At 33.3% G+C, this 16,860-nt stretch carries 22 protein-coding genes and 1 tRNA gene; 13 read left to right on the forward strand and 10 right to left on the reverse strand.

The window, feature by feature from the left end; genetic code table 11:
• Window positions 1-59: 59 nt before the first annotated feature.
• Entirely contained in the window at window positions 60-521 is a 462-nt protein-coding gene (locus K5783_RS04490; RefSeq protein WP_297472377.1) for an SRPBCC family protein, read from the forward strand.
• A gap of 63 nt (window positions 522-584) precedes the next feature.
• Window positions 585-911, forward strand: a complete 327-nt coding sequence (locus K5783_RS04495) for a hypothetical protein (protein ID WP_297472713.1) — start codon at window positions 585-587, stop codon at window positions 909-911.
• A gap of 192 nt (window positions 912-1,103) precedes the next feature.
• On the opposite strand, the gene K5783_RS04500 is transcribed toward K5783_RS04495, so the two are convergent.
• The 5 genes from K5783_RS04500 to K5783_RS04520 form a co-directional block, all read right to left on the reverse strand.
• The gene (locus K5783_RS04500) at window positions 1,104-1,481 is read right to left on the reverse strand and encodes a hypothetical protein (RefSeq protein WP_297472379.1); all 378 of its coding nucleotides are present in this window, start codon (window positions 1,479-1,481) and stop codon (window positions 1,104-1,106) included.
• A 65-nt stretch (window positions 1,482-1,546) separates the two neighbouring features.
• On the reverse strand, window positions 1,547-1,723 hold the full coding sequence (locus tag K5783_RS04505; RefSeq protein ID WP_297472380.1) for a hypothetical protein: 177 nt from the start codon (window positions 1,721-1,723) through the stop codon (window positions 1,547-1,549).
• 54 nt (window positions 1,724-1,777) lie between these two features.
• Window positions 1,778-2,011: an Lrp/AsnC ligand binding domain-containing protein gene (locus K5783_RS04510; RefSeq protein WP_297472381.1), complete on the reverse strand. Its 234-nt coding sequence runs from the start codon at window positions 2,009-2,011 to the stop codon at window positions 1,778-1,780.
• A 51-nt stretch (window positions 2,012-2,062) separates the two neighbouring features.
• Window positions 2,063-2,710 (reverse strand): nitroreductase family protein, encoded by a 648-nt coding sequence (locus K5783_RS04515; RefSeq protein WP_297472383.1) that lies wholly within the window; start codon window positions 2,708-2,710, stop codon window positions 2,063-2,065.
• A gap of 64 nt (window positions 2,711-2,774) precedes the next feature.
• On the reverse strand, window positions 2,775-2,960 hold the full coding sequence (locus K5783_RS04520; RefSeq protein WP_297472385.1) for a hypothetical protein: 186 nt from the start codon (window positions 2,958-2,960) through the stop codon (window positions 2,775-2,777).
• 359 nt (window positions 2,961-3,319) lie between these two features.
• On the opposite strand from K5783_RS04520, the gene K5783_RS04525 reads away from it, so the two are divergent.
• Together K5783_RS04525 and K5783_RS04530 are read left to right on the forward strand one after the other, a co-directional pair.
• Window positions 3,320-3,529 (forward strand): type II toxin-antitoxin system HicB family antitoxin, encoded by a 210-nt coding sequence (locus tag K5783_RS04525; protein ID WP_297472386.1) that lies wholly within the window; start codon window positions 3,320-3,322, stop codon window positions 3,527-3,529.
• Window positions 3,522-3,746, forward strand: coding sequence for a type II toxin-antitoxin system HicA family toxin (locus K5783_RS04530; protein WP_297472387.1), 225 nt, complete (start codon window positions 3,522-3,524; stop codon window positions 3,744-3,746). Before K5783_RS04525 ends, K5783_RS04530 begins: the two co-directional genes overlap by 8 nt.
• Window positions 3,747-4,008: 262 nt before the next feature.
• Here the strand turns inward: K5783_RS04530 and K5783_RS04535 are convergent.
• Window positions 4,009-4,093, reverse strand: a tRNA-Ser gene (locus K5783_RS04535).
• Window positions 4,094-4,138: 45 nt separating this feature from the next.
• Entirely contained in the window at window positions 4,139-4,408 is a 270-nt protein-coding gene (locus K5783_RS04540) for a hypothetical protein (protein ID WP_297472389.1), read from the reverse strand.
• 131 nt (window positions 4,409-4,539) lie between these two features.
• Between K5783_RS04540 and fen the strand changes: the two genes are divergently transcribed.
• Both fen and K5783_RS04550 read left to right on the forward strand, forming a co-directional pair.
• On the forward strand, window positions 4,540-5,562 hold the full coding sequence (fen, locus tag K5783_RS04545; protein ID WP_297472391.1) for a flap endonuclease-1: 1,023 nt from the start codon (window positions 4,540-4,542) through the stop codon (window positions 5,560-5,562).
• A 43-nt stretch (window positions 5,563-5,605) separates the two neighbouring features.
• Complete coding sequence (locus K5783_RS04550) at window positions 5,606-7,123, forward strand: tyrosine-type recombinase/integrase (RefSeq protein ID WP_297472392.1); 1,518 nt, start codon at window positions 5,606-5,608, stop codon at window positions 7,121-7,123.
• Here K5783_RS04550 and K5783_RS04555 read toward each other — a convergent pair.
• Window positions 7,116-8,117 (reverse strand): hypothetical protein, encoded by a 1,002-nt coding sequence (locus K5783_RS04555; RefSeq protein WP_297472393.1) that lies wholly within the window; start codon window positions 8,115-8,117, stop codon window positions 7,116-7,118. The two genes, K5783_RS04550 and K5783_RS04555, sit on opposite strands and share 8 nt — an antisense overlap.
• A 34-nt stretch (window positions 8,118-8,151) precedes the next feature.
• Here K5783_RS04555 and K5783_RS04560 point away from each other — a divergent pair, with 34 nt between their 5' ends.
• From K5783_RS04560 to K5783_RS04570, 3 genes are all read left to right on the forward strand, one after another.
• Window positions 8,152-8,328 (forward strand): hypothetical protein, encoded by a 177-nt coding sequence (locus tag K5783_RS04560; RefSeq protein WP_297472394.1) that lies wholly within the window; start codon window positions 8,152-8,154, stop codon window positions 8,326-8,328.
• On the forward strand, window positions 8,321-9,208 hold the full coding sequence (locus K5783_RS04565) for a hypothetical protein (RefSeq protein ID WP_297472396.1): 888 nt from the start codon (window positions 8,321-8,323) through the stop codon (window positions 9,206-9,208). Before K5783_RS04560 ends, K5783_RS04565 begins: the two co-directional genes overlap by 8 nt.
• Window positions 9,209-9,465: 257 nt before the next feature.
• Window positions 9,466-10,266: a hypothetical protein gene (locus K5783_RS04570; RefSeq protein WP_366939156.1), complete on the forward strand. Its 801-nt coding sequence runs from the start codon at window positions 9,466-9,468 to the stop codon at window positions 10,264-10,266.
• Between the two features lie 58 nt (window positions 10,267-10,324).
• Here K5783_RS04570 and K5783_RS04575 read toward each other — a convergent pair whose 3' ends face one another.
• On the reverse strand, window positions 10,325-11,827 hold the full coding sequence (locus K5783_RS04575; RefSeq protein WP_297472397.1) for a lyase: 1,503 nt from the start codon (window positions 11,825-11,827) through the stop codon (window positions 10,325-10,327).
• Window positions 11,828-12,006: 179 nt separating this feature from the next.
• On the opposite strand from K5783_RS04575, the gene K5783_RS04580 reads away from it, so the two are divergent.
• Entirely contained in the window at window positions 12,007-12,744 is a 738-nt protein-coding gene (locus K5783_RS04580; protein WP_297472399.1) for a helix-turn-helix domain-containing protein, read from the forward strand.
• Here the strand turns inward: K5783_RS04580 and K5783_RS04585 are convergent.
• The gene (locus K5783_RS04585; RefSeq protein WP_297472401.1) at window positions 12,741-13,124 is read right to left on the reverse strand and encodes a hypothetical protein; all 384 of its coding nucleotides are present in this window, start codon (window positions 13,122-13,124) and stop codon (window positions 12,741-12,743) included. The genes K5783_RS04580 and K5783_RS04585 overlap by 4 nt on opposite strands.
• A gap of 93 nt (window positions 13,125-13,217) precedes the next feature.
• Between K5783_RS04585 and K5783_RS04590 the strand changes: the two genes are divergently transcribed.
• Genes K5783_RS04590 through K5783_RS04600 form a run of 3 tightly spaced genes read left to right on the forward strand, consistent with a single transcriptional unit; the run spans window position 13,218 to window position 16,668 of the window.
• Window positions 13,218-14,258 (forward strand): plastocyanin/azurin family copper-binding protein, encoded by a 1,041-nt coding sequence (locus K5783_RS04590; protein WP_297472402.1) that lies wholly within the window; start codon window positions 13,218-13,220, stop codon window positions 14,256-14,258.
• A 4-nt stretch (window positions 14,259-14,262) separates the two neighbouring features.
• Window positions 14,263-14,928, forward strand: coding sequence for a hypothetical protein (locus K5783_RS04595; protein WP_297472404.1), 666 nt, complete (start codon window positions 14,263-14,265; stop codon window positions 14,926-14,928).
• Window positions 14,929-16,668, forward strand: a complete 1,740-nt coding sequence (locus tag K5783_RS04600) for a peptidase (protein ID WP_297472406.1) — start codon at window positions 14,929-14,931, stop codon at window positions 16,666-16,668.
• Window positions 16,669-16,860 lie beyond the last annotated feature (192 nt).

Below are 16,860 nucleotides of genomic sequence, written 5' to 3' on the forward strand. Positions count from 1 at the left end.
GGATTAAAAATGGTTGTACAACTAAAATTTAAAATTCAACTAGATCGGATTATGGAAATATGGCAAAAACTGTAAAAAAATCATTTCATACGGGCACTGTTAAAAAAATTATTACCATTAAAGCTTCAAAAGACAAAGTTTGGAGAAAAATTAGCAACATAGTTGGATTGCCAACTTGGGTAGTAGATGTAAAAAAAACAATTTATCTTTCTAAAAACAAAAAGGGCATAGGCGCAATTAGACTAATCACTTTTGCAGATGGAAATAAGATAGAAGAGCACGTAGTAGCATGGAAAGACAAAGAATACTTTACATATATTGCAACAGAAGGATTGCCACTTAGAGCATATGTTGCAACAATTTCAATTAAAGCCAAATCCGCCAAACTCGTTGAATTAACTTGGCAATCTTATCTTAACAGTAAAAAAATGTCTGAAAACCAATTTCTAGAATTTCTAGCTTTTATGGGATCGTTTTATGAGGCATCGCTTGAAAATTTAAAAGCATTACTTGAAAAATAGCACCACATTGTTTTCAGGCCAAAATGTAAATACGATAAATCAGAAAAAACAAGCATGAGTGACATGAGATTTATCATGATTGGAATAATACTAGTTTTTGCAGGGTTTCTTGTCCTAGGAATATTTGGGCACGATTTTCAAGCTGCGACTTTAGAATCAGGCGAATTTGGAACATGTTATGAATATTTTGATGACAAACCACCTGTTGAAATTAATTGCTCATTTAAGATATTTGAACAAACAATATTCTTTGGTGGCATTATTGGTCTAATTGGCATAGGAATTATTTCACTGATAAAAGGCGTCAAAGGAGATTGGGATAACAATGTAAAACCAGAAGACATGGTAGGCCCAGGAGGAAGACAGACGGATGATTCTGATAAGGATTAATGCAACAAAATTACTCGGATTTTTTAGTTTTTAGTTTTAGATATTCTTCAGGATTGTCCTCTTCCATTCTTTGAAAATAAACTTCTTCGTACGGCATATCTTCTCAGTATCATATTACCAAATTTGCATTTAACCTTAAAGAATGATTTGTAACTAATCATGAATGAATTTTTAAAATTCTTTAAACTAAAATTAATATGATTCAATGATATTTTTCATAGAAACTACCATATCGCCAATTTCAGATATTCTTTGATCAAACTGGGTATCAGTTAATTCATCAGGTTTGTTCAAAGTAATCACCACATCAGAAAAATCACCATTTGAGACTACCCTCATGGGTACATTCCAAGTAGATTCTTCATCAATAAACTGATGATCCAAAATTCCAAGGGATTTGTTTTCATTAAATTTTAGTCGGGATTTACCATGAGGGCCTGTGAATAACCACCAACCATCATCATTGATTGTTGCATCGGGCATCATTTTTGGAGGAGCTTGTAAAATGGCATCAAATGCATCGCCTGTTTTCTTTTTTACAGTAATAGTAATTGTTCTAGATCTAGTCATAGTAAAAATATCACATTATGATTAAAAAGGATATAGTAGAAATTATAGGAATAAATCCTTCCCAATTATTTGTTTAGAAAAGCACGAATTTTTTTTAAATTTGATACATTTGACTCATGAAACATCGCCACAGATTCGGCTAATGAATCCGGAAGAATATCCTTTAAATTGCCAACTAGGTCATCTCCGCTAGAAATCATATTATCAATTAGTTTTTCAATCTCATTTTTGTCATCAGTCATATTCATTCCATTGACAACAATCATAATTAAATTTTCAAACAATATTAGTCATATTCAATTGTCTTTTTTTATCAGAGTTGCAGTAGAACGAACATTTTTCATCTTTTGTATGTTCCAGGAAACAATTTCACGTATCTTTTCAAAATTTTCAGCTTGGAGTTTTACTAGCATATCATGAGTTCCAATTGTTTCAAAGACATCAACAACTTGTTCAATTTGCTTCAGTTCCTCTAGAATTTGTGCTTCTGCACCCAATTCACAATTCAACATAACATATGCGTCAGTCATGACTCTGACAGATAACTATGATTATTTAAAGATGAATAATTTCAGTAGGTTCTACCATACAACATGAACCAAATCTTTGAGATTTCTTCGTGGCTTGGGGAATTTTGTTTGTTCGGGATATCCAATACACAGAACAGATGAAGGAATAAGATCAGTGCCAATAACATCCATTACTTTTTTCTCATCGAACATTCCAATCCAGATCGAACTTAATCCTAATGCCTGAGATGCAAGCTGGGAGTATCCAGCAGCTAAAGTGGCATCTTGAATTGCAAATTTTGCAAGGACGTATTCTGGAAAATCAAATTTTACTCTAGAAGGATTTTTGCAAAAAATTAAGACTACAGGAGCATCCACATAAGGTTGCTTGTTGCATGCTTCAACTAGAAGTTTTTTCTTTTCTGGACTTTTAATATAAAATATTTCAAACCCTTGATAGTTTCCAGCAGTGGGGGCAGTGTCAGCTGCGGCAATAATTTTATCAATCTTTGTAGTTTCTACAGGTTTATCAGAAAATTTTCTTGTAGAACGTCTTTTTGCCATTACAGCAAATAAATCAGTGTCTACAACTTCAGTGGGTCCAGATTGTAGAATAAAATCAAGTAATTGATTTCTTATGTTGGGGTTATCAGAAACGGGAATGTCTTGAGGTTCATATCCTAAGGGGAAAATTCGCTCTTCCTTTTTTTCTGAATCCATAGTTAGATTATAAAAAATATCTTATTAAAGAATTAGAAAACATGTAAAAACTTACATTATTTGTTCATTCAGGATCAAACCCATCACAGCCAGACGTACATGGCTTATTCATTACGCCTTCACATGCTCCAAATTCATCATGCATTATTCTATGATGACCACATAATTTGCATTTTTCTCTGAAATGAGATATTAATTCAGCAGTTGAAATTCCAGTCTCTTTAATTTTTGATTCAGTTTCACTAGTCATAATTGCTTGATTAATCAATTAACTTTAAACATTTTGAAAATTCAAAAATTATTTTAAAAAACTAGATATCAGATTCTGATGTTTTGTATCAGACTTAGTTCCACGCACCATGTGTCTCAAAAATTTCTTAACATAAATTACAGCATTGGTTTAACTCCACACAGACTTGTTTGTTTATTTCCAAACCCAACATTTTGTCAAAATTCAGGTTCAAAATATGTTATTTTGAGTTTGAAAAATCCTGGCGCCGGGAAAGGGCTTGGTCAAATTTTTCGACGCCCTCACACATGTCAAAAATTAAGATTGGACCTGATCAATGTTGGGATGGCTTAAATAAGAAAACAGTCATTCTAAGTTAGATGAAATATACAATAACAGTACAGAAAGACGAAGATGGTATGTACGTTGTAAAATGTCCATCATTGCCAGGCTGTATCTCACAGGGAAAAACCAAAGATGAAGCATTAAGCAACATCAAAGACGCAATTGAAGGTTATCTTCAAAGCCTAAAAAAACATAACGAGCCAATTCCACCAGTCGATGAGGAATTGGTAGAAGTCAATGTCTAAGATTCCAATTTTATCAGCAACGAAACTAATCAAGGCATTATCAAAATTAGGGTATTACACAGATCATCAAACTGGAAGTCATATCATACTAAGAGACAATAAACCGCCTTTTAGAAGACTGACAATACCAAACCACAAAGAAATTGCACGAGGCACCTTGAATTCAATAATTGAAGATGCTGGACTAACAAGAGAAGAGTTTTTGTCTTTGTTATAGAAATCAAAAATTTATGGATTGGACGGTATCACGTCCTACAGTGGGTGCAGATACCTTTTTGAGAACTTTCTATGAAATGAAGTAATGGCAGAAAGTTATCGGAGTGCTTTCAAACTCCTAATTTTTTATTTTAGTTGAACGGATTTGAATTCAAAAATAAACTGGTTTAACGCCAGAACTGGGCTTGTTCATTAATTTCAAAGCCCTCAAAATTTAGCAAAATTTGTTCCTAAATGTTGTAACTTTTTGCATGGAAAATTCCTGGCGCCGGGAAAGGGATTCGAACCCCTGCACGCTTTCGCGTAGCCGTTTTCGAGACGGCCGCCGTACCACTTGGCTATCCCGGCATCTATTCTGAAATTTTCTCCATAATAAAGCAAATCAGTGTTAATTTAGAATTTTTTGTCAATATCAAATAATTCATCTTTGAATTTCTTTTTGATTTGTTCTTTGGTATTATTCCACTCATCTTCAGTAATGGTATCTGTAAAAATTGAATGAAATTCATCAAATGATTCATTTTGTAAATTAGACCTGATTTTTTGAACCTCTAATTCAGATAATGGGAAATATGAAATAATCTTAGAAACAGTGTCATCAGCCCCAAATTTAATTTCAAAAATTTTATCTTCCAAATTGGCAGGCAGTGTCAGTATTGCCATAGGATTTGAACTAGTCACAGGTATATTAAAATCGATTTCATAACAAAAATTGCGTCAAGAGAGTAATTTTATAAAAAACGATCATATCTAAAAGATAAACACAAAATAGAACAAATTTACAAGAAATATCAATGGGGTTAAACCTAAAAGATTTGGTAGTAAGAGAAAAAACAACGCTTGAAGCATTTTCAGCAAAGGTTATTGCTATTGACGCATACAATGCAATCTATCAATTTTTAGCAAGCATTAGAGGTCCAGATGGATTACAGTTATCAGATTCTGAAGGCCGAATTACTAGTCATCTAAGTGGGTTGCTTTATAGGAATGTGAATTTTCTATCTTTGGGAATAAAACCAGTTTATGTATTTGATGGAAAACCTCCATCTTTGAAAACAGCAGAGATTGAGCGTCGGAAACAAATCAAAAAAGATGCAACTGTAAAATATGAAAAAGCGATAGCCGTAGGAAATATGGAAGATGCAAGAAAATATGCACAGCAAACTACCAGTATGAAAGATGGGATGGTAAAAGAATCAAAAGAAATTCTAACATATTTTGGCATTCCATATATTGATGCGCCATCAGAAGGAGAGGCAACGGCCGCACACCTTACAAACACAGGACAAGCATATGCTTCAGCAAGCCAAGACTTTGATTCTATTTTATGTGGAGCAAAAAGATTGATAAGAAATTTTACCAATAGTGGAAGAAGAAAAATTCCAAATAGAAATACGTACATCGACATAGTTCCTGAAATTATTGAAACAGAAAAAACACTTCAATCACTAGGATTGACAAGAGAAGAGTTGATTGATGTAGGCATATTAATTGGGACGGATTTTAATCCAAATGGATTTGAGAGAATAGGACCAAAGACTGCGTTAAAAATGATAAAACAGCATTCAAGATTAGAAGATATTCCACAAATCCAAGAGCAATTACAAGAAATTGATTTTGAGCAAATCAGAAAGATATTTCTCAATCCGGAAGTGGCAGATGTTGAAGAGATTATTTTCAATGAAGTGGACTATGAGGGATTGACAAACTATTTGGTAAATGAAAGAAGTTTTTCAGAAGAAAGAATACAATCCACGCTAAACAGATTAAAAAAGGCGCTAGAAAAAAAGAGCCAGAATTTAGATCAGTGGTTTTAGCTAACAAATTCATCTTTTATACTTCATAGTTTGACTAATTTTTGTGGTAAAGCAATTTTACAAAGTTCTAAAAAAATTCAAAACTGAAAAAGACTATGGAGAAAAAATCAGACCACAGTATGCAAAATGTCTATCAATGCTAAAGGTAGGTCAAAGAATCAACCAAAAAGACTTTGCAAGAGAATTTGGGCACGAATTTACGAATAAAGACACATCAAAAGCAAGAGAAGAGGCAGTCTATCACGCCTTTATGCTAGGCAGAAAAATTGGAATTTTAAAAGTATTATCAACTTCAGAGCTAGGATATGGAATATCATATGAGGATTTTATCAAAATAAAATCAGTTGCATATTTTATGAAACAACATCAAGGGAGCAGGTTCAAAAACATAGAATCAAAAAGCCATGAAGGGACTAGAGGAACATACGCTCGTAAATTATGGAAGTTCAATAATTGGATTACAGGAAGAGAGGCAACATTTACAAAAATTTATTCTTCAGGTAAAGACACATTCAAACAAAAAACTGAAAAAATAAAACTCAAAGGAGTAGATGATTTACTACACCACTATGTACAGCCACTTAGCCAAGAAAGGGAATTTGTCAAAGTAATCAAAGACTATCTGTTAGATTCCGAAAATGAAACTCTAAGTGACAAATCAATGAAAATAATTGTAAACTCTATAAAATCATATTTTGAGAAAAATGATGCTCCAATTAATTTCAAGTACAACATCAAAGTAGGTCACACCACAGCAGAAGACAGGGAAGGAGAATCAAGTCTAAACCTTGATGAATTAATGCAGTTACTGACAATTGGAAATCCAACCCTAGTGCAAAAAACTGCATTGCTTTGCAAGTTTCATCGAGGATTAGACACATCCACACTAATAGACAGATTCAATTTTGAAGCATGGGCACAACTAGTAAGTTGTTTTGGAACAGAAAATTACAAAAAATGGGATACTAATCTATGTCCCGTTCCAATTAAACTGACAAGAATGAAGACAACATATCAACACACAGGATTCTTGGACAAAGATGCAATAGATTCACTTGTAAAATACCTAGACCATAGAAAAAAGCAGACAGGAAACGAAATGAGCGAAGATCAAGCAATATTTCTTACAGAAAAAAAGCGACCAATCACAAAGGAATGGATGATGATTACAATGAAAAAACTGCGAAAAAATGCAGGTTTAGATGACAAACTATCAGGGTATAGATCCACAAGATACAGAATAAATTCTCACGAGTTTAGAGATTTACTCAAATCAGTCCTTATGGATTGTGAAGTCCGTCCAGATGTATGTGAGCACCTAATCGGACACAAGCCAAAGGATTCATACGAAAAACAGGCAGAGTTATTTTCAAAAACACTACAAAAAGAGTATTCCAAAGCCAGTCGCAGAATTAACATATTTTCCAACTTTTCTAGTATGGCAAAGGGAGAAAGCAATGCAGATTTGATGGAGGAGAAAATAACAAAGTTGCAAGAAAATATGAAAAAAATGGAAAAAAAGATTTCCAGAACGAACAAACTTCGAAAAAAATCTAGGTAATCTCAGAGTGTATCTCCTCTAGATACTCTGGCATGCTCAATGAATCGTTAATGTCTGCAATAAAACTTGTCATCACTTTTTGTATCTTCTTGTCTTTGTTAATCATCTCAAATAGTTTCTTTGTAGAACTATCTATTTTGTCTGAAAACTTTTTGTTGTTCTCATCATATTTTGCCATTTCCAAAATGTCATAGTCATTTCTTTGTGGCTCATCTGTGAAAACCGAATAAATTCTGTTTCTAAATGTATAGTCATAGTGAAGTCTCAATAAATTAAGGTAGAACAGTGCTGCAAACTCATCAATAAAAAAAGAAATGTCTTCAGAGAACTGAAACTGAATGCTGTTTCTGTTGTATTTCTTTGTGATCTCTTTGTTGTACTTTGTCTTGTGTGCTATGGTTAGGAAATATTTTTTCAGATGCAGTTCTGATACATCCTCTATTATTGGAACATTCATTGTGAATCTGAAATGGTTTTGTGTGTTCTCGTCCCTTGATCTCCATGTACTCTCACTCTGTTCTATCTCTACTGAATTTAATGAATATTTTAAAACAATTAAAAGCAGTTTCCTGTCATATGCTGATAACAAACAGTGATCATTCCAGTGGATGCCGATTTTTGGGAAAAATTTCTTAAAATGCTCCATGTGTTTTGTGTCGATATTTGTTATCTTTTCTGATTCTATAAAATGAAAAAACCCAATTGGTGTTACTTGATAGAAACCAACTGTCTGCTTTTTCTGCTGTTCTTCTGATACAATCTTGATACAGTAGGATTCTGTGAGTTTTTTCTCATTATCCCTAAAGGTTCGCCTAGATACATATTCTGTCTCCTTGGGTTTTGCGTTTCGCTTAACATTGTGTTCTAAATCATATTTTGTGACGCCTATTTGCTTGCTTTCAAGACGCTTTTCTATGTCAAGCATTCTTGATACTATTCGTATCTGAGTTTTAGATAGGGCAAACATGGGGGATTTCTCTTTTGCATGTACCATATTTTCTATATAAATTCCGGTCATAATTTCGGTGTTGAGCCAAAAACAAGAACCAATAGTGCAATACGAGTGTGAATGTGAGTCTGAGAAAAGATTCAGAATAACCTTTGATGGAGGAGATACTGGAGATTATTCTGTAGAGTATTGCCAGTCTTGTTTTGATAAGGATGACAAGCAGTTTATGATTTCAATGGAGGAATGTCATGGCTAGAAAAAATTCGGAAATTAATCCATTATTAGAGTTAGCATCAAAATATACTCATAGTAAAAAAATTTCATCTAGGGTTTTTACAGTTGTATATACATTGGCTAAAGAGATGAGATTTGGTAATGCTCACAAAGCTGATCATCTAAAAGATTTATTTGGTATGCCCAAACAAAATATGAATTATTACCTCAACAAATTAACTGAAGAAGGATTAGTGACTCAACAGGGTGCTGGATTTTACTCCATGACAGAGAACGGTAAAAGAATTTACGACCAGATCGAGAGAATTCGTGGAAAACAACTAATTCGTATTGAAGATATGCGTGTGACATACGAAATTACACAAGGTGTAGGACATCTTATATCAAAACACAAATGGAAAGTAAATCCATTAAGAAATGGAAATACTGTAGGAATATGTAAAATTAATACTAGAACAGTTCGGTTAATCACAAACCGTGAACAAAGTATTGCCAGACTGGAAGTGATAATTACAAAAGTTTTAGATGTTCATATCAACGAAGCATACAGAAAAGCTGTAGATGAAGCAAACATTGTGGTGTGGGAATTAAGTCCTGAAGTAGAGGTCTCTGATGGAATAGTTACTAAACAACCTGAAATTGCAATACCCTGCCCAATTGCATCTGCACTTCTAGGCAATATAGGGGCAAGTCAGATAAGAACAAACAAAGGAATTATGAACAGATCTAAAGGAAGAGGGGCAGATTTTGAAGTAACTGACATACAAAAAGCTCAAATGATTGTAGATATGCCTGAAATTCTTCATGATACACGAGAAGCTATTTTGCGAGTTGAAGACACATTACGAATATTACGTGCAAGTTCATTTTGGAATATGGCTGCGGTACCGTTTTCTTTCTAATCAAATAGAAAAAATCACTATTTCACGACTAGTCATAAGACACAAAAAGTAATTTTGGATTTATTTCTCATTATTTTTGGTATATCTTACACAATACTCAAATCCGTGACTCTTATTGGCAAATTTCCCAGTCTTTACTTGTGATTCTATCCACTTTAGAACCTCCAAATCGACTGAAATTGCAGTTTTGACTTTCGTATTACAAAGTATAACTGAGTAAAATTTAACTAGGGTATAACTGAGTTATACTGAGTTATATGCATAAACTTTTGATAATTCCTTTGCTTGCATTGGTTTTCACGCCTGCATTTGCCCAATACATGGGTAATGTTGGTTCACAAGATGAAACAGACCAATATGCATTAGAAGCACTAGATATTCAAAAAAGAATTGCAGACACTGCATCCAAATATGAAATTCCATCATGGATAAAGGGAGTTGCAGGGTTTTGGGCAGAAGGAAAAATAGCGGATGCTGATTTTGTAGAAGGACTATCATTTTTGATTAATAGTGAAATAATCAAAGTACCAATAATCCAAGAATTAGAAAACAGAATCATACAACTTGAAAATGAGAATAGGCAATTAAGAAATAGCGTAGAAAATGTTTCAACATCAACCTCCACAGAATCCCAAAATAATCAGGAAAAACTAGATGAAATTGAAAAAACAAATTTAGAAAATGAATATTTGCCAAAAGAAAGAGAATGGATTGCATCAGGAGCATTTCGAATTGATCAAAGCCAGTATGCCATAGGTGAAAAGATCTTTCTAGTAATTGAGGGATTAAATGAAAATGAAAAAGGTCAGATTGCAGTTATGAGACCACTAAATGCCACACATAACTCTGCATATTTGACCATCCCATTTGACGGATCAGTAAAACCTGCATTCAATTACTACATAGAGCCTCAAATTTCCAAAATTAAAGGAATATGTTCAGTTGATGACATGATAGGAAATTGGGTAATAGTTTTCAGAGGAACAGATTACCCAAATCTGAATTTTGAGATAACAAAAGATATTGTTTCAGGAACAAACATCGAACCTGTTTGTTAAATTATTTTCTCAATATTGTAAGAGCAAAGTTTAATGCCTTTTAGGAATACATCCGTAATCAAATTACTTTGATTGTTGCATATGTAGATACTATTACATCTGGAATTTGAGTTCCAAGTAAAATTTTGTATGTTCCTTGATGTGTATTTTTATCAACAGAAACAGTTACAGGTATTTGCAATGCTTGATCTGAAACATTTGTTGATTCTGTTTTTGTACTAATTGTGATTAATTCAGAATTTGAATTTCCAGATAAAATCAAATTTATGCTCTGATTTGTCCGAGGTATCACTGTAACAAAGATTTCTTTTTGTTCTCCTTGCTTTATTGAAATAATATCGTTTTCTATCTCAAGTGAAATTGGAATTGTAATGCTTGTATCTAATACTCCAATATTGTTTTCAACCCATTCTGTAAACCAAACTTGTTCACCCTTGAAAGTAAATCCAAAACTTTGAGATAACCCACAGTCAATCAAATCCCCACAATCAGACCAACTGGGATTTTTTGATGGAATATCATATTCTGTTAGGGATTCAGAGTTTGGATTAAACACTGCCAATCTGTTTCCTGTCTGTTGATTAAACCACATGTTTCCCTCTGAATCAAATGCATTCCAGTAAGGACGTGTAATCGGCGTTTTAATTAATCCTGAAGCATTTCCATAGGTCAAGACTGATGGTTTGGATGTGACAAATTCTACCACTTTTTTATCCTCTGGACTAAACTTGTAAAATGAATTTCCTGCTGTATCTGCAATCCAAATGTTTCCCATATGTCCAATAGAAACCCCATTTGGTGCTTGAATTGACTTTGGAAGTGAATACTGTTCAACTTCTTGCGTATCGGAGTTTGTTTTAACAAGAATTATCTCTTTTTGATATTTCCATATGACAAACCACATGTTACCATCATCATCAACTACTGCCTGACTGGTAAAGAAACCATCGGGAATAGAAATTGTAGAGTTTGAAAATTGACCTTCATCTAATTTTTGATGATCTAAAATAACAATCTGCCTTCCTGTAAAATCATTAATTATAAAATTATTATTATAATATCCAATTTTTTGAGGAAAAGATTTTTTTGTTTTTCCTTGAATTTCAAACTTTGTGTACTTTTCTTCAGGAATACTAAACTTCCACAATGCTCCGTACTGTTCATCGGTAAACCAAATCTCATCATCTTCAGTATACGCAATTCCCCACATCATAGATGCGCCATCTAATGACCACATGTTGTTTGGATATTCTGTGAATTCTTCAGACTCGGGATCAAACATTGCAATATTTCCAGTGTTTGTTTCTGTAAACCAAACGTTTCCTTTAGAATCTGTAATTATAGAAAGCGGTTGAGTGCAAGGTGTGGGAATCTTAAATTCCTTGATGTAGTGATTTGTTTTAGCATCTGAGCTTCCACAATGTTGTTCTCTCTCGCTAATGGAATATTTGTCAGCAGGTGTTCCAGTTGTTGTTATTTTAGGCTCTTGAATCTCATTTTGTGTTTCTGCTGATTCATCAAGTAAGCTAATTGTAACTGCTAAACCTACTAAAAATGCCATGCCTATGAAAAAGTATATGGGCTTTGATCTTTTCACATATCAAACCAGATTCAATCAGTTATAATTGCTCAGAATGTTTTAGAGTTGTACCAATAAGTTACATTGATAGAATTAGATCAAAATGATATATTTTTATGAATTTTTACATATTTATTAAAAACTATTTTTTTAGAACACATATGGCGTCTGAAATTAACCATTGTGGTTATCTTGGTGACAAATATGCCAAACTAATACTAAAAGTTACATCTGCCCCAAAATCAGTATCTGAAATCAGCAATGAAACGGGCATTCCTATAGGTACAGTATACAGAAGATTGGAGATTCTTTCAAACGCCGGATTTTTGAAGGTCACAGGTTACGTTGAAAATGGAGTAAAGTGGAAAACTTACCATAACAGACCTAGGCGATACAATGTAACAAATCCAAGAATTTCATTCCTTTTAGATATAATTAAAAAAAACCCCGCCATCTCATACAGGAATATTCAAAAGATTTCAGGCTATCCCTTTGGTACTTTATCAAATTCTCTTTCTAATTTGGAAAAAGACTCTAGAATAATTGTAAAACGCTCTACTAGACGTACGCATTACTTTCCTGCTCACATTTCCTCTGTTGAGTATCCTGTATTAATTAACCTGAGAAAAGAAACCGCAAAAAAAATTATAAAATTTCTTGCGGAAAACCAAAAGGGAACATATTTGGACTTTAGAGAATGTACAAACAAAGCTCCCTCCACAATATCGATTACGCTGACTAATCTAGTTGAGGAGAAAATCATTAAAAGAATTTCAGGATTCAAACCTCATTTTGAGTTAGTAGATCCTATGTTTGTTCAAAATATTTTGAGGAAAATCTCACCAAGTAATATTGATAAAATGAAAGATAGATTTGCTGATACTTTTTCTTATTTCTAATCTGATCTAAAGATACCTACAATGAAAAAGGACAACATTGTAAGAATCAAACCATGTGTAACATATCCGTGTATGCCATAAGTGTTTTCAAAAAAGGGATAAATCAAATTAATCCACGATGTGCTCTCAGATATGGTAATTGCAACAAATGCGCCAAATACCATTAACAGCCTAGTATTTTTAAATTCATTATATGTGAGAAATCCTAAAACAGATAGGAACAAACCAAAAATCACACTAACTACATGAATTGCATAGTATCCTCTCTCTGAGGCTTCTATGGTGTCAAATCCTAATGAAATTGAAATTAAAATAACTCCCACTGTGATTGTTAGAAGAATGTTGGTTTTGTTTTTAATTGTAAGAGTTGGTTTTTGCAATAAATTCTTCTAAAATTATTTCATTTTAAATTCTTTGGAACAATGGTAAAACAACATCATCATTAATTAAAGTAAAAGGATGTTTTTTCATTGATGATGTTTCTTGAGAGAATTCCTAGAGTTTTTTCAAGACAACTCATCATTGGGTTGTTTACAACAGTCATGTTTTTTGTCACTTTAGAACAATCTTATGCTGAAGAATTTACTGTCAGTATTCCATTTGGGGCATTTAACCCTGAACTAAATACGCCTGCAGAAGTCTGGTATGATCCTCCAGAAATTACAGTAAAAGTTGGCGATACAGTTACTTGGTATAATGATGATAGAGAAGGGCATACTGTAACAAGTGGGGAAGGTTCAGGAAGATTTGCGTGGATGAATTCCAAACAGTTAGGAGTCGCAGATGGGCTTTTTGATAGCCAGAGATTCATGAAAGATGAATCATGGTCATATACTTTTAAAAAAGAAGGGTCGTTCAATTATTTTTGCGTGATTCATCCTTGGATGGAAGGAGTTGTTTTTGTTGAACCTCTGATACCTGATTATCCTCATGATGCCACAGGGAAAAAACTTGAAGAATTTCCCCTTTACAAAATAACTCCTGATCAGTCAGTTGAAATTAATTTCTCATGGGAACCAACTGTAATCAAAACAAATGAAAAAGTAAATTTCATTTATCGATTTTATGATGCTGTAAATGATCTTCCTTTAAGAAAAATGCAATATGATATTTCTATAATTCATAACGGTAAATTAGTTTATGAAGACAAAAATATTGTAGCAGGAGCTGGTGGAGATTATCGTCAATGGGTTTACGATGAAGCTGGTGTCACCATTGTGAAAATTCAAAACATCAAACCTTTTGGAACTGTAGCTGAAATGGGAATTTCTTTTTCAGAGGATGACTCAGGACGATTAGCAGATTTTAGCACAATAGTTTATGAAAATTCTGAAAAAAAATTTTCTTCAAAGGACATAGTTCAACCTAAACAAACCTTCCAATTTTACTATGAAATTGCAGTTGCGATAATTTCCGTGCCTGCAATTATGTTAGTAGTTATAATACTACATATGAAAAACAAAGGAACAAAATTCGCAGACAGTAAGGGAGAAAGGAAATCTAGTCCTATCTAAAATCATGGAATTAAAAAAAGAACGACACATAGTTAGATTGGCACTAATTATTTCCATAATCTCTGGAGTATCATATCTTGGTGTATTGTTTTTAGATTCTTCAAATTATTCAAATAATGCCGTTTTAGGCACCGAAATTGCGGTTTCGGGATTTGGTGAGATACGCCTATTCAATCCCCAACAAACATCCTTATTCTCAACTGATATCTATCAGGATTCTCATCTTGGATTTCAAATATCAAAACCAAACAATGATTGGGATATTCATCCTGTAACTGATGAACTAAACTCGAATGAATCGATTTCATTACAAACAAAGGGATTCATAGATGGAGTTTATGTTGAAACAAATCACAATAAAGAATTCATGTTAACTGTTTTTGATATCAAAAATGATGAGTTTTCATTACATGAATTCGTTGATCAACAAATATCTGAAATGGAATCTCAAGAAAATAACATAGTTTTGTTTGAGCAAGTTTCTCCCAATAATGATTGGGCATTGTTTGCAGTTGAATCCTCAGGAAACATTTCTTATGGGGAGCAACTATTGTTTCTAAAAGAGAATAGGCTATACATGCTACAGTATTCTGGGGATTCTCCACAATCAATGGACTCTGATTTAAAAAATGATTTAAAATTCATCATGGATTCATTTGAGGTAATCTAAATGAGAGTTGTTGAATTTTCAATAATTTTCTTACTTGTAAGTTTAGGCTTTTCAACATTGGTATATGGGCATGGCTTAGGTGGGGAAACTCATCCACCAGTAAGTTTGGATGGACGTGACGTTACCTTATCAATAGATATCTCTCCATCAATATTTGACAAAGATGATCCTGAAAGATACATCACCATTAATCTAAGTGAGTCAAAAAATCAGGCAGTAGTAGAACATGTTACCTTTGCACTTGAGATGTCAAAGGATGGTGAGGAAATTTTTAGAAGAATATTTCATGATGATTTTGGAAATTTAATTATCAAAGTAATTAATGATGATTCTGATGAAATTAAGATTAAAGGTGATAAATCCCCCGCAATAGAAGCATGGATGAAGACGGCTACAGAACCTGTAACCATGACTGGAAATATTTTCAATTCTGGTGGTCTTTACGAGTATAAGATAGAGATTCTAACTGCAGATTCTGATTTTAATTTTCTTGATAAACGCCTTGAGTTAGTAGGTGCAGTTAGTCTTGCAGAGTATAATACCTACGAGGTATTTGATTCTGAGCAAGAAACCAATCAAGTGACTGTTATTTCTTATTTTGATACAATCGAGAATTTTGAATACGGTTCAGAGGAAATTACATTTTCTATGCCTTTTGACTGGAATCAAGACTTTGAGCAACTCAGTGTAGTGCATCAGGAAGTTAGGATTTCAGAAGGGCTTTCAGAATTTCTTCATACAAAGTATGAGGCAAGAGTAAATGGTGTGCCCCTTTTGGATACTTCAGTTACTATTGATGACTATTCAGATGATGGAAGAACCATTCACATTGTATTGAATAGAGAAGAATTAAAACAGATCAGAGAACAGGCAATGGAACTTTCTAGCTCAGAGATGTTTTTTGAGATAGGTCAAAGTAAGGAATACGGCTTGCCTTTGGAAGCCGTTACTCCTGATCTAAGATACCGAGTAAACTTGTATTGGGAACCTGAGATTATTTACGCAGACGAAAACACTACTTTCTTTTTAAAATCTAATGAGTTATTCACTGACAAATCTGAAAAAAACATCCAATACAATTTAGAAATGCTACATAATGGTAATGTAATTTTCAAAGACCAAATATCAGGAACTGTAAATGCTCAAAAACCTGATGAATTTCAATTCAAATTTTCTCCTGAACACGTTGGAACCGTTACACTAAACATGTTTGATATTGAAGGAAACTCATTATCTGATGTCAGTTTTTTGGTAGTTGTTAAACCTCAGGATGTTGCAAAGTTTCCAATTAAATTAGAAAGTATTTCTGAATCAAACCCCTATAACAGCAAATATGCAGTAGATCTTACTTGGTTTCCAAACGTATTGGAATTAGGGGAATCTGAATTCATTATGACGTTTACAGAAAAAGATACTGGTAAACCCCTAAGAGATGTCACTTTTGATTTTGTACTGGTAAAAAATGGCACCGAGATACATCGCAAATCAGGCGTGGCAGTTGCGGGTGGAACCTTTGAGAATTTTGTATTTGTTGAAAAAGAAGCAGGAAATCTTACTCTGAGGATTGAAAAAATTGCAGGTACGGATGAGTACGTTGAGATCCAAATTCATGTTACTCCTGAATTTCCATTAGAATTTTTGTTAGTGATTGGAATATCTATAATTTTTATAATTATGCTAACCAAAACAAAATTTCTCAAAACTCTTCAAATTCAAACGCAAGTTAGTCAAGGAATATGAGATTAAATGAGTTGGAGGTAATCAAAAATGAATACGTGTAAAGGAGTATGCATAAAATATAAAATTAAGAACTTCAATGGAAATACTAGATATAAAAACAACCAGAAACGTTGCCCTCAATGTAGTGTTTACCTAAATTGTTCTGATGTGAGGTGTCCTTGCTGTCGTTGTATTTTACGTATTACTCCAAGA

This window comes from Nitrosopumilus sp. (genome assembly GCF_025699125.1).
Taxonomy (GTDB): domain Archaea; phylum Thermoproteota; class Nitrososphaeria; order Nitrososphaerales; family Nitrosopumilaceae; genus Nitrosopumilus.